We start from the raw sequence: 12,557 nt of genomic DNA on the forward strand, positions 1-12,557 counted from the left end.
GATCAGATGACCGGCAGGCGGAGCTCGAACAGGGCTCCGCCTGTCGCCGTTTCACGCACGGTCAGGGTGCCGCCGTGCCGTACGGCGACGTCCCGGGCGATGGCGAGTCCGAGCCCGGCGCCCCCGTCGTCGCGACTGCGGGCGGCGTCGAGTCGTACGAACCGCTCGAACACCCGCTCCCGGTCCGCCTCGGGCACCCCCTCCCCGTCGTCGGCGACCTCGACCACGGCCCGCGCCCCCTCCCGCCGTACGGACACGGTGACCGCCGACCGGGCGTGCCGTTGCGCGTTGTCCAGCAGATTGGCGACCAGCCGCCCCAGTTGCCCCCGGGACCCGGTCACTTCCACGGCCACTTCCACGGTGCTTACGGTGCCTGCCTCGACCGTCAGTCCTGCCCGGCCTTCCGCCTGCTCCCGGACCAGCTCCGCGAGGTCGAAGCGCGTGTCGGCGGGCCGCTCCCCCGCGTCCAGCCGGGCGAGCAGCAGCAGGTCGGCGGCGAGGCGCTGGAGCCGTACGGTGTCCTCGACCGCGCCCTCGACGTCCAGCAACTCCGGGTGTGCGGCGCCGACTTCGAGCTGGGTGCGCAGGGAGGCGATGGGGCTGCGCAGTTCGTGGGAGGCGTCGGCGACGAACCGGCGCTGGCGTTCCACGGAGGTCTCCAGGGCGGCCAGGGTCTCGTTCGTGGTCCGGGCGAGCCTGGCCACCTCGTCGTGGGTGTCCGGCACCGGGACGCGGCGGCCGAGGTCCTGCGAGGCGGTGATCGCGGCCATCTCGGCGCGGATGCCCTCGACCGGGCGCAGCGCGCGCCGGGTGACCAGCCAGGTGACGCCCGCGACGACACCGAGGAGCAGGGGGAATCCGATCAGCATGACGGTCAACGCGGTGCTGACGGCGCTCTGTTCGGCGGAGAGCGGCGCTCCCGCGTACACGGTGAGCGTGCCTCTGTCGTCGGCCTCGACGCGTACGGCGGCGAACCGGTAGTCGGCCTCGTCGCCCTCGACGGTCGCGGATCCGTCGGTGAAGGAGACGTCGTCGTCGATCTCGCCGGGCGACAGCGAGGCGTCGTCATCGTCGTCCCCGGCCCCGCTGCCGGTACGGCCTGCGTCCGCCGTCACCTGCGGGCGCACCGCCGTCACACCCGTGCCGCTGATCCGCTCCAGGTCCTCGCTGGCCGCGACCAGCCGCCGGGACGCGTCGACGACCTGGACGGGACGGTCGTCGGCGTCGAGCGACAGCTTGTCGTACGCCGTCCCGGCCGCGAGGTCGGCGGCGACCGCCCGCGCGGTCCGCTCGGCCTGTGTACCCGCCTGGCCGCTGAGGTTGGACCACAGGGAGAGCAGTACGGCGGTCCCGGCGGCGACCAGTGCGACCGCGACGACGACGGTGGCACCGAGGGTCGCCCGGGCCCGTACGGAGCCGAGAGCGCGTCTCACCGCGGTACCTCCAGCCGGTAGCCGGCGCCCCGCACGGTCCGGATCAGGGGGGCGCCGAGCTTCCGGCGCAGTGTGCTGACGTAGACCTCGACGATGTTCGGGTCGCCGTCGAACGCGAAGTCCCAGACGTGCTCCAGGATCCGCCCCTTGGACACCACCTCACCGGCCCGCACGACGAGTTGCTCCAGCACGGCGAACTCCTTCGCTGTGAGGGTGACTTCGTGCTCGCCGACATGGACGCGGTGGGCCGCGGTGTCGACCGTCAGCTCGCCGACCACATGGACGGGCGAGGCCCCCGCCGGCCCGCTCCGGCGCAGCAGCGCCTTCACTCGGGCGACCAGGACGACGTAGGAGAAGGGCTTGGTCAGATAGTCGTCGGCGCCGGTGTCCAGGCCCTCCGCCTCGTCGTACTCGCCGTCCTTGGCGGTGAGCATGAGGATCGGTACGTCGTGTCCGGCGGCGCGCAGGGCCGCGCAGACGCGGTAACCGTTGAGGCCGGGCAGCATGATGTCGAGGATCACCAGGTCGTACGGCGTCTCGGTGGCCCGGTGCAGGCCCTCGCGGCCGTCGTGGACGACGTCCACGGCGTATCCCTCGGCCGTCAGGCCCTTGGCGAGCGACAGGGCCAGTCGCTTCTCGTCCTCGACGATCAACAGACGCATGCGTACAGCGTCGCAAACGGAAGCTGAAGACGCCTTCAGGTGACTTCAGCCCTGCTTCAGCCGCCGTCGGGCAGCTTGGTTCTCGTCATCGGAGCGAGTCGATCGCCACGAACCGAGCAAAGAGGCAGGAACACCATGACCATGAAGCGGAACACCGTCATCGCCGCCCTCACCGCCGCCGCCCTGGCCGGTGGCACCGTAGCGGCGTTCGCGGCGAACGACGCCGGGACGGCGGCGCGGCCCGGGACGGGCACGACCGTGCGGGTCGCCGCCGACCGGGACGACGACAGGGACGACCGGAGCGACGACGCCGCGGACCGTACGGCCGTTCGCGGGAGCGGTGTCTCCGCCGCCGAGGCCGTCGCCGCCGCGCTGCGGCACACCCCGGGCACCGCCGTCTCCGCCGACCTGGAGGACGACGGCGCCGACGCCGGTACGTGGAGCGTGGACGTCGTACGGGGCGACGGCACCGAGTACGACGTGAACGTCTCCGGCGCCGGGAAGGTGCTGGGCGCGCACCGCGACGACGAGGGTGACGACGACAACGACAGCGAGGACCGCGCCGAGTCGGCCGCCCTGAAGGGCGCGAAGTTCGACGCCCACGAGGCCGCCCTCGCAGCCGCCGCGAAGGGCACCGTCACCGAGGTCGACGCGGACGACGACAACGGTGCGGTGGCCTGGAACGTGGAGACGGTGAAGGCCGGTACGACGAGTGAGTGGAGGGTGGCGCTCGACACGGGCAAGATCACCCGGGTCCACTCCGACGAGGACTGAGCAGCACTGAGAACGTTCGAGGGTCACTCGGAAAGCGGACCGTAAACGGGTGGGCGGGCGGGAAAAAAGCTCGCGACCAGCACCACCACCCCGGTCAGCGCGAAGCAGACGCCCACCGGCAAGTACCCCGCAACAACCCCCGCCCCGGCGGAGCCGACCGTGCTGCCCGCGTTGGTCGCCGTGTTGACCCACGCCCCGGCCCGGACACGCGCCTCGGACGCCACCGTCTCGTCGGCGATGAGATACGCGGTGGTGATGGCCGGGGCCACGAAGACCCCGGCCACCGTCATGGCGACCGCGAGGGTGCCGAGGCCGGGGGCGAGTCCCGCGCCGAGGAGCGCCAGGCCCAGGCCGAACGCCAGCAGGGTGAGCCGGATCCGGGCCGGCCGGCGCCACGCCACGGCCCCGTTGAGCAGCCCCCCGACGGCGCTTCCGGCGGACAGCGCGGCCAGGACCCAGGCCGCGCTCGCCGCGCCATGGCCGTGCTGCCCGGCGAACACCACGACCAGGAGGTCGAGGGAGCCGAGGCCGAGTCCGACACCGGCGACGGCGCCGACCGGACCCCGGATGCGGCGAAGTACGCGTCGGCCGCCGTCTGTCCCCCGGCCGGCCGCGCGCGCCCTGGGACGCATCCCCCGTAGCGCCGGCGAGGTCACGAAACCGGCGGTGCCCGTCGCCATCAGGGCCGCCCCGACGACGATGCCGACGGCCGGCACGGTGAACCCGGCGAGGACACCGACCAGCAACGGCCCCGACACGAACAGCAGTTCCTCGGCGACACCGTCGAGGCTGTACGCCCGCTGCAGCAGTTGCCGGTCATCGGCGAGGGTGCTCCACACGGCCCGCATGGTCGGCCCGAGCGGCGGGACGCAGGCACCCGCGAGGAGGGTGAGGGAGCCCAGCACGACCGCGGGCGTACGGGGGCGCCAGACGGCCACCGTCAGCAGCCCGAGCGCGGTGAGATGGGCGAGCAGCAGGGGGACGAGCGCCCGGCGCGGCCCGTACCGGTCGATGAGGGCGGCCCTGGCGGGCGCCAGGAGGACGACGGTGGCGCCGAAGAGCGCCATCGCGGCGCCGGCCACGGCGTAGGAGCCGGAGGCCCGGGTCACGGCGAGCATCACGGACAGCGGGACGATGCCGTAGGACAGCCTGCCGAGCAGGGCGGTGGCGAAGGTGCGGCGGGCGTACGGGATACGCAGGACGGCGGCATAGGAAGGCCGCGCCGAGGTCGCGGACATGCGAAGTTCCTCTGGGAGGCGGCGCGTTGAGCGAGCGCCGTGGCAGAAAGGGACGCCGGATCACCACGTCGACCACGCCGCGTGCGCGGGCCGGTCGCGGTGGTGTGGGGCGGCACCTATGCCAAGAGGAGGAACATGCCGGTCAACGTATCAGCGTGGCCCGGGAGTCGACCACGACCACCGTGAAATCCCGCCCGCTGCCTGTCTCTTCACTTCGCCGTTCACTTCTCCGTCAGGCCCGCGACCAGCTCGTCCGCCGCCCGGTACGGGTCCAGCTCGCCCGCCACGATCCGCTCCGCCAGGGCGCTCAGGCGCCGGTCGCCGTGGAGGTCGCCGATGCGTTCACGGAGGGTCGTGACGGCGATGGTCTCGACCTCGTGGGACGCGCGGGCGCGGCGGCGCTCGGTGAGGACGCCGTGCTCGTCCATCCACGCGCGGTGCTTCTCCAGGGCCTCCACCAGCTCGTCGACGCCCTCTTCCCTGGAGGCGACCGTCTTCACGATCGGGGGCCGCCAGTCGCCGGGCGCCCTGGCCGCGCCGAGGCCGAGCATGTGGTTCAGCTCGCGGGCGGTGGAGTCCGCGCCGTCCCGGTCCGCCTTGTTGACGACGTACACGTCGCCGATCTCGAGGATTCCCGCCTTGGCCGCCTGGACGCCGTCGCCCATCCCCGGCGCGAGGAGTACTACGCTGGTGTCGGCCTGCGCGGCGATCTCGACCTCGGACTGGCCCACGCCCACGGTCTCGACGAGGATCACGTCGCAGCCGGCCGCGTCCAGGACGCGGATCGCCTGCGGGGCCGCCCAGGCCAGTCCGCCGAGGTGGCCGCGGGTCGCCATCGAGCGGATGTAGACGCCCGGGTCCGACGCGTGGTCCGACATCCGCACCCGGTCGCCGAGCAGCGCGCCACCGGAGAACGGCGACGACGGGTCGACGGCGAGTACGCCGACCCGCCTGCCCTGGCGCCGGTACGCGGTCACCAGCGCCGAGGTCGAGGTCGACTTGCCCACGCCCGGTGATCCCGTGAGGCCGACCACGTACGCGTTGCCCGCCAGCGGGGCCAGCGCGGCCATGACCTCGCGAAGTTGCTCGGACGCCCCCTCTACCAGGGAGATCAGCCGGGCCACGGCCCGCGGCCGGCCTTCCCTGGCCTGCGCGACCAGCGTGGGGACGTCCTCCATCAAAACTCCGTTCCGATCACAGCCGTACGGCGGGCCCGCTCGCGACCGCCTACGCCTTGGGTACCCGCACGATCAGCGCGTCACCCTGGCCGCCGCCCCCGCACAGGGCCGCCGCGCCGACGCCGCCGCCGCGCCGCTTCAGTTCCAGGGCCAGGTGCAGGACGAGCCGTGCGCCGGACATGCCGATCGGGTGGCCCAGGGCGATCGCGCCGCCGTTGACGTTCACCCGATCAGTGGACACCCCGAGGTCCTTGATTGACTGGACCGCGACCGCCGCGAAGGCCTCGTTGATCTCGATCAGGTCAAGATCCTCGACGCCCAGGCCCTCCTTCTTGAGGGCGTGCAGGATCGCGTTGGAGGGCTGGGACTGGAGGGAGTTGTCCGGGCCCGCCACATTGCCGTGGGCGCCGATCTCCGCGATCCACTCCAGACCGAGTTCCTCGGCCTTCGCCCTGCTCATGACGACCACGGCCGCCGCGCCGTCCGAGATCTGTGACGACGTGCCCGCGGTGATCGTGCCGTCCTTCGTGAAGGCCGGGCGCAGCTTGCCGAGGGACTCCGTCGTCGTCTCCGCCCGGATACCCTCGTCCTGGCTGAAAACGATCGGTTCGCCCTTGCGCTGCGGGATCTCGACCGGGGTGATCTCCGCCTCGAAGACGCCGTTCTTCTGGGCCGCCGCCGCGCGCTGGTGGGAGAGGGCGCCGATCTCGTCCTGCTCGGGGCGCAGCAGGCCCAGACGGGTGTTGTGCTTCTCCGTCGACTCGCCCATGGCGATGTTCTCGAAGGCGTCGGTCAGCCCGTCGTACGCCATCGCGTCGAGCATCTCGATCGCGCCGTACTTGAAGCCCTCACGGGACTTGGGGAGCAGGTGGGGGGCGTTCGTCATGGACTCCTGGCCGCCTGCCACGACGATGTCGAACTCGCCGGCACGGATCAGCTGGTCGGCGAGCGCGATCGCGTCCAGGCCCGAGAGACACACCTTGTTGATGGTCAGCGCCGGGACGTTCATCGGGATGCCGGCCTTGACCGCGGCCTGGCGGGCCGGGATCTGGCCCGCGCCGGCCTGGAGGACCTGGCCCATGATCACGTACTGCACCTGGTCGCCACTGATTCCCGCACGGTCGAGGGCGGCCTTGATCGCGAAGCCACCGAGGTCGGCTCCGGAGAAGGTCTTCAGCGAGCCCAGCAACCGTCCCATGGGCGTGCGCGCGCCCGCGACGATCACCGAGGTACTGCTGTTCGTTCCTGACATGAGGTGCGATCCCCTTTCAGCTGCACAGCTGAGGAGTGTGTGAACGAGTTGGGGGGTCTGGGGGATCCCCCCAGATGAGGGTGCACTTGAATGTACTGAGCGGTAGCTCCTCCGTCATCGGGCCGTCGGTGTGATGGCGCGCACGTTGCGTAACCACCTCGGGCGCGCTGCACTGACTCCATGTTGACGCGAATCGACCACATCGGGATCGCCTGTTTCGACCTCGACAAGACCGTCGAGTTCTACCGGGCCACGTACGGCTTCGAGGTGTTCCACTCCGAGGTCAACGAGGAGCAGGGCGTCCGCGAGGCCATGTTGAAGATCAACGACGCCGGCGACGGCGGCGCCTCGTTCCTCCAGCTCCTGGAGCCGACCCGGGAGGACTCGGCCGTGGGCAAGTGGCTGGCCAAGAACGGGGAGGGAGTGCACCACATCGCCTTCGGTACGGCGGATGTGGACACCGAGGCCGCGGACATCCGCGAGAAGGGCGTACGCGTTCTGTACGAGGAGCCGCGGCGCGGCTCCATGGGGTCGCGGATCACCTTCCTGCACCCGAAGGATTGCCACGGAGTACTGACAGAACTGGTCACTTCGGCGGCTGTTGAGTCACCTGAGCACTGACCCTCGTACATATGGGCCGGTAGGGTTGGGGACGGCCGCTGCCGTGTTGTCGGGAAGCGGCCCGGGTCCTGGTGTGTTGCGGTGCGGGATCCGAGGGCCGGGGTACAGGTTTCGGGGGGCGAGGGCGAGGGCGGGAGTCCGTGCTTCGCCGTTGATCTGACACCATTCCCCGGGAGCCCCGTTCGGCGGATGGACGTGGCTCGTTCGGAGAAGGTTGCGACCAGGGACGGATGGGACCGCGCAGTGCGGGGCTACGAACGCCAGGAGCGAGAGCCGGCGGCTGACGTCGACCACCTCTCTCGGTTCGAGGCCGAGATGGAGCGGCTGAAGACCGAGCGGGAAAAGGCGATTCAGCACGCCGAGGACCTCGGCTACCAGGTTGAGGTGCTGCGCGCCAAGCTTCACGAGGCGCGCCGAACCCTCATGTCCCGGCCCGCCTATGACGGCGGTGACATCGGATATCAGGCCGAGCAGTTGCTCCGCAACGCGCAGGTCCAGGCGGATCAGCTCCGCCAGGACGCCGAGCGCGAGATCTCCCAGGCGCGCGCCCAGACGCAGCGCATCCTGCAGGAGCACGCCGAGCAGGCGGCCCGGTTGCAGGCCGAGCTGCACCAGGAGGCGGTCACCCGTCGCCAGCAGCTCGATCAGGAGCTTTCCGAGCGGCGCCAGACCGTCGAGTCGCACGTCAACGAGAACGTGGCGTGGGCCGAGCAGCTGCGGGCCCGCAGCGAGTCCCAGGCGCGCCGGCTCGTCGACGAGTCGCGGGCCGAGGCCGAGCAGGCGCTGGCCGCCGCGCGCGCCGAGGCCGAGCGGGTCGCCACCGAGGCCAGGCAGCGGCTGCAGAGCGAGGGCGAGTCCGCCCGCGCGGAGGCCGACCAGCTGCTGCGCCGGGCCCGCGCCGAGGCCGAGCGCCTCCTGAACAGCGCGACCTCCGAGGCCCGCGAGGCCGCCGACCACGCCGAGCAGCTGCGCAGCTCCACGGTGACCGAGTCGGACAGCGCCCGCCGGCAGGCCACCGAGCTGAGCCGCGCCGCCGAGCAGCGGATGCAGGAGGCCGAGACCGCGCTGCGCGAGGCACGCGCCGAGGCGGAGAAGGTCGTCACCGAGGCGAAGGAGGCCGCCGCCAAGACGACCGCCGGCGCCGAGTCCGCCAACGAGCAGCGCACCCGTACGGCGAAGGAGCAGGTCGCCCGGCTGGTCACCGAGGCCAGCCAGGAGGCCGAGGCCACCAAGGCGTCCGCCGAGGAGGTCGTCGCCGACGCCAAGGCCAAGGCCGAGAAGATCGTCGCGGAGGCCGAGGAGACCGCCCGCAGTCTCACCGCCGAGGAGACCGCCTCCCAACTCGCCAAGGCGGCCCGCACCGCCGAGGACGTCCTCAACAAGGCGTCCGAGGAAGCGAAGTCGACCACCAAGGCGGCCACCGAGGAGGCCGAGCGCATCCGCGCCGAGGCCGAGGCCGAGGCGGACCGGCTGCGCGCCGAGGCGCACGACATCGCCGAGCAGCTCAAGGGCACGGCGAAGGACGACACCAAGGAGTACCGCGCCAAGACGGTCGAGCTCCAGGAGGAGGCCCGGCGGCTGCGCGGCGAGGCCGAGCAGCTGCGCGCCGACGCGGTCGCGGAGGGCGAGCGCATCCGCGCGGAGGCGCGCCGCGAGGCCGTCCAGCAGATCGAGGAGGCGGCCAGGACCGCCGAGGACCTGCTCGCCAAGGCGAAGGCGGACGCGGACGAGCTGCGCCAGATCGCCCAGACGGACAGCGAGAAGGTCCGTACGGAGGCCATCGAACGCGCGACGACACTGCGCCGGCAGGCCGAGGAGACGCTGGAGCGCACCCGCAAGGAGGCCGAGCGGCACCGCGCGGAGGCCGTCGAGCAGGCCGAGGGCATCACGGCGGGCGCCGAGCAGGCCGCGCGCGAGCTGCGCGAGGAGACCGAGCGGGCCATAGAGACGCGCCGCGACGAGGCGTCCGCCGAGCTCACCCGGCTGCACTCGGAGGCCGAGGACCGCCTCACCGCCGCCGAGGAGGCGCTCACCGACGCCCGCGCGGAGGCCGACCGGGTCCGCCGCGAGGGGTCCGAGGAGGCGGAGCGGCTGCGTTCCGAGGCCGCCGAGCGCGTCCGCAGTCTCCAGGCGCAGGCCGACGCGGAGATCCAGCGGCTGCGCGACGAGGCAGCGGCGGACGCGGCGGCGTCCCGGGCGGAGGGCGAGGCCATCGCCGTACGCCTGCGGTCCGAGGCGGTCGCCGAGGCCGAGCGGCTGAAGACGGAGGCCCAGGACACCGCCGACCGGGTACGGACGGAGGCGCAGGCCGCCGCCGAGCGGCTGGCGACGGAGGCGTCGGAGACGCTGGCCGCCGCGCAGGAGGAGGCCGCCCGGCGGCGCCGCGAGGCCGAGGAGACCCTCGGTTCCGCCCGTCAGGAGGCCGACCAGGAGCGTGAGCGGGCCCGCGAGCAGAGCGAGGAGCTGCTGGCGTCGGCGCGCAGGCGTGTGGAGGACGCCCAGGCGGAGGCCGTACGGCTGGTCGAGGAGGCGGACCGGCGCGCCAACGAGATGGTGTCGGCGGCCGAGCAGCACGCCCAGCAGGTGCGGGAGTCGGTGTCCGGGCTGCACGAGCAGGCCCAGGAGGAGATCCAGGGGCTGCGGTCAGCGGCCGAGCACGTCGCGGACCGGATGCGCCGCGAGGCGCAGGAGGAGTCGGACCGGGTCCGCGCGGACGCCTACTCCGAGCGGGAGCGGGCCTCCGAGGACGCGAGCCGGGTGCGGCGCGAGGCGGCGGAGGCGTCGGAGCACGCCAAGTCGCTCGCCGAGCGCACGGTGGGCGACGCCATCGCCGAGGCGGAGCGGCTGCGTCAGGAAGCCGCCGCGCACGCCCAGCGGGTGCGTACGGAGGCGTCGGACACCATCGCGGGCGCCGAGCAGGACGCGGCGCGCAGCCGTGCGGAGGCCCGCGAGGACGCGAACCGGATCCGTTCGGACGCGGCGACGCAGGCCGACACGCTGATCACCGAGGTGACGGCGGAGGCGGAGCGGCTCACCGAGGAGACCAACGCCGAGGCGGAGCGGGTCCGGGCCGAGTCCGTGGCCAAGGCCGACCAGCTGCTCTCCGAGGCGACCGGGGAGGCGGAGCGGCTGCGGGCCGAGGCCGCCGACACGGTCGGTTCGGCGCAGCAGCACGCGGAGCGCGTCCGTGCCGAGTCGGAGCGGGTCAAGGCCGAGGCGGCGGCGGAGGCCGACCGGCTCATGTCGACCGCGCGCGACGAGGCCGACACCACGCTGGACGAGGCCCGCAAGGAGGCCAACAAGCGGCGCTCCGAGGCGGCCGAGCAGGTCGACACCCTCATCACGGAGACGGCCGCCGAGGTCGACAAGCTGCTGTCGGAGTCGCAGCAGGCCGCGCAGAAGACGACCGCGGAGGCGGAGGCGCAGGCCGACTCGATGGTGGGCGCGGCCCGCACCGAGGCCGACCGGCTGGTGGGACAGGCGACGGCGCGGGGCAACGCGACGGTGGAGAAGGCCCGTGCGGACGCGGACGAGCTGCTTGTCGGCGCGCGTCGGGACGCCACCGCCATAAGGGAGCGCGCGGAGGAGCTGCGCGACCGCATCACGGCCGAGATCGAGAGCCTGCACGAGCGGGCCCGCCGTGAGGCCGCCGAGACCATGAGGTCAACCGGCGACCGCTGCGACGCGCTGATCACGGCCGCCGAGGAGCAGCTCGTCAAGGCGGAGACGAAGGCCCGGGACCTGGTCTCGGAGGCCAACTCCGAGGCGGGCAAGGTCCGGATCGCCGCCGTCAAGAAGGCCGAGGGGCTCCTGAAGGAGGCCGAGCAGAAGAAGTCCTCGCTGATCCGGGAGGCCGAGGAACTGCGGGCCGAGGCGATCCGCGAGGCGAAGGCCACGGTCGAGGAGGGCAAGCGCGAGCTCGAGATCCTCGTCCGGCGCCGGGAGGACATTCAGGCGGAGATCTCCCGTGTCCAGGACGTCCTGGAAGCGTTGGAGTCTTTTGAGGCCCCGTCGGTGACCAAGGACGGCGGCGTCAAGGCGGGCGCTGCCGTCGGCGTAACTCGATCGGGTGGCAAGTCGTCAGAGAGCTAGCGCGGAGGGCCCCTTGAGGGTTAAGGCGGAGGGTGCGCTGTGTGCACTCTGTGGGGCTTTCTGGCGTCTTTGACCAATTCTTTGGCAAGCAGTCCGCCGGTTAGCCACTCAAAAGGGGTCTCATTCTCCATATCAATCGGGTGACTGCTCGATGACACGCCGCTTGGACCCCTAGGATTCCCCCTATCACCTCACCGGTCTCATTCGACAGGAACCCCATGAGCGACACTTCCCCCTACGGCTTCGAGCTTGTGCGGCGTGGGTACGACCGCGCTCAGGTGGACGAACGCATCTCGAAGCTCGTCTCCGACCGTGACAGCGCTCTGGCCCGCATCACTGCTCTGGAAAAGCGCATCGAGGAGCTCCACCTCGAAACGCAGAACGCCCAGGCCCAGGTCAGCGACGCAGAGCCGTCGTACGCCGGTCTCGGCGCGCGCGTCGAGAAGATCCTTCGTCTCGCCGAGGAGGAGGCGAAGGACCTGCGCGAGGAGGCCCGTCGCGCGGCCGAGCAGCACCGCGAGCTCGCCGAGTCGGCGGCCCAGCAGGTGCGCAACGACGCAGAATCGTTCGCTGCGGACCGCAAGTCCAAGGCGGAGGACGAGGGCGTCCGGATCGTCGAGAAGGCCAAGAGCGACGCCTCGCAGCTCCGTCAGGAGGCTACGAAGGACGCGCAGTCCAAGCGTGAGGAGGCGGACGCCCTCTTCGAGGAGACCCGCGCCAAGGCCGCCCAGGCCGCCGCGGACTTCGAGACGAACCTCGCCAAGCGCCGTGAGCAGTCGGAGCGCGACCTCGCGTCCCGTCAGGCCAAGGCCGAGAAGCGCCTCGCGGAGATCGAGCACCGCGCGGAGCAGCTCCGCCTGGAGGCCGAGAAGCTGCGCACGGACGCCGAGCGCCGCGCCCGCCAGACCGTCGAGACGGCCCAGCGCCAGGCCGAGGACATCGTGGCCGACGCGAACGCCAAGGCCGACCGGATCCGTTCGGAATCGGAGCGCGAGCTGGCGGCTCTCACCAACCGCCGCGACTCGATCAACGCCCAGCTGACGAACGTCCGCGAGATGCTCGCCACCCTGACAGGAGCCGCGGTCGCCGCCGCCAGCGCCCCGGTCACGGACGACGAGCCCATCACCCGCGGAGTCCCGGCCCAGCAGTCCCGGTAAGCAGGTGAAGGCGGATGCCCGCACCCCTCGACGAGGGGTGCGGGCATCCGCCTTAGGGGCGCGGGGAACTGCGCGACAAGCCACGACGGCGCGGCACACACCCACCGTCGATCACCCCCCAAAAAACGAACCCCGGTCACCGATACTCGC

At 72.3% G+C, this 12,557-nt stretch carries 9 protein-coding genes; 4 read left to right on the forward strand and 5 right to left on the reverse strand.

Annotated elements, in window-relative coordinates:
• Positions 1 to 2: 2 nt before the first annotated feature.
• Both QA861_RS13515 and QA861_RS13520 read right to left on the reverse strand, forming a co-directional pair.
• Positions 3 to 1,433: a sensor histidine kinase gene (locus QA861_RS13515; RefSeq protein ID WP_334588580.1), complete on the reverse strand. Its 1,431-nt coding sequence runs from the start codon at positions 1,431 to 1,433 to the stop codon at positions 3 to 5.
• Complete coding sequence (locus tag QA861_RS13520) at positions 1,430 to 2,095, reverse strand: response regulator transcription factor (RefSeq protein ID WP_334588581.1); 666 nt, start codon at positions 2,093 to 2,095, stop codon at positions 1,430 to 1,432. The genes QA861_RS13515 and QA861_RS13520 overlap by 4 nt, the downstream gene beginning before the upstream one ends.
• Before the next feature lie 141 nt (positions 2,096 to 2,236).
• Between QA861_RS13520 and QA861_RS13525 the strand changes: the two genes are divergently transcribed.
• Positions 2,237 to 2,869, forward strand: coding sequence for a PepSY domain-containing protein (locus QA861_RS13525; RefSeq protein ID WP_334590546.1), 633 nt, complete (start codon positions 2,237 to 2,239; stop codon positions 2,867 to 2,869).
• A 23-nt stretch (positions 2,870 to 2,892) separates the two neighbouring features.
• Here the strand turns inward: QA861_RS13525 and QA861_RS13530 are convergent, their stop codons facing one another.
• The 3 genes from QA861_RS13530 to QA861_RS13540 form a co-directional block, all read right to left on the reverse strand.
• Positions 2,893 to 4,107 (reverse strand): MFS transporter, encoded by a 1,215-nt coding sequence (locus QA861_RS13530; protein ID WP_334588582.1) that lies wholly within the window; start codon positions 4,105 to 4,107, stop codon positions 2,893 to 2,895.
• A gap of 221 nt (positions 4,108 to 4,328) precedes the next feature.
• A complete protein-coding gene (gene meaB / locus QA861_RS13535; RefSeq protein ID WP_334588583.1) occupies positions 4,329 to 5,285 on the reverse strand; it encodes a methylmalonyl Co-A mutase-associated GTPase MeaB in 957 nt (318 codons plus the stop codon).
• 49 nt (positions 5,286 to 5,334) lie between these two features.
• The gene (locus QA861_RS13540) at positions 5,335 to 6,537 is read right to left on the reverse strand and encodes an acetyl-CoA C-acetyltransferase (protein WP_334588584.1); all 1,203 of its coding nucleotides are present in this window, start codon (positions 6,535 to 6,537) and stop codon (positions 5,335 to 5,337) included.
• A gap of 180 nt (positions 6,538 to 6,717) precedes the next feature.
• On the opposite strand from QA861_RS13540, the gene mce reads away from it, so the two are divergent.
• From mce to QA861_RS13555, 3 genes are all read left to right on the forward strand, one after another.
• Positions 6,718 to 7,158 (forward strand): methylmalonyl-CoA epimerase, encoded by a 441-nt coding sequence (gene mce / locus QA861_RS13545; protein WP_334588585.1) that lies wholly within the window; start codon positions 6,718 to 6,720, stop codon positions 7,156 to 7,158.
• A gap of 243 nt (positions 7,159 to 7,401) precedes the next feature.
• On the forward strand, positions 7,402 to 11,250 hold the full coding sequence (gene scy / locus QA861_RS13550) for a polarized growth protein Scy (protein WP_334588586.1): 3,849 nt from the start codon (positions 7,402 to 7,404) through the stop codon (positions 11,248 to 11,250).
• A gap of 218 nt (positions 11,251 to 11,468) precedes the next feature.
• Positions 11,469 to 12,407, forward strand: a complete 939-nt coding sequence (locus tag QA861_RS13555) for a coiled-coil domain-containing protein (protein ID WP_059072957.1) — start codon at positions 11,469 to 11,471, stop codon at positions 12,405 to 12,407.
• Positions 12,408 to 12,557 lie beyond the last annotated feature (150 nt).

The organism is Streptomyces sp. B21-083, assembly GCF_036898825.1.
In the GTDB taxonomy this organism is placed as follows: domain Bacteria; phylum Actinomycetota; class Actinomycetes; order Streptomycetales; family Streptomycetaceae; genus Streptomyces.

What these genes read in the sequence shown, in the direction of transcription:
- QA861_RS13520 (WP_334588581.1), bottom strand. Translation starts at nt 2,095, where the DNA reads ATGCGTCTGTTGATCGTCGAGGACGAGAAGCGACTGGCCCTGTCGCTC.
- QA861_RS13525 (WP_334590546.1), top strand. Translation starts at nt 2,237, where the DNA reads ATGAAGCGGAACACCGTCATCGCCGCCCTCACCGCCGCCGCCCTGGCC.
- QA861_RS13530 (WP_334588582.1), bottom strand. Translation starts at nt 4,107, where the DNA reads ATGTCCGCGACCTCGGCGCGGCCTTCCTATGCCGCCGTCCTGCGTATC.
- meaB (WP_334588583.1), bottom strand. Translation starts at nt 5,285, where the DNA reads ATGGAGGACGTCCCCACGCTGGTCGCGCAGGCCAGGGAAGGCCGGCCG.
- QA861_RS13540 (WP_334588584.1), bottom strand. Translation starts at nt 6,537, where the DNA reads ATGTCAGGAACGAACAGCAGTACCTCGGTGATCGTCGCGGGCGCGCGC.
- mce (WP_334588585.1), top strand. Translation starts at nt 6,718, where the DNA reads ATGTTGACGCGAATCGACCACATCGGGATCGCCTGTTTCGACCTCGAC.
- QA861_RS13555 (WP_059072957.1), top strand. Translation starts at nt 11,469, where the DNA reads ATGAGCGACACTTCCCCCTACGGCTTCGAGCTTGTGCGGCGTGGGTAC.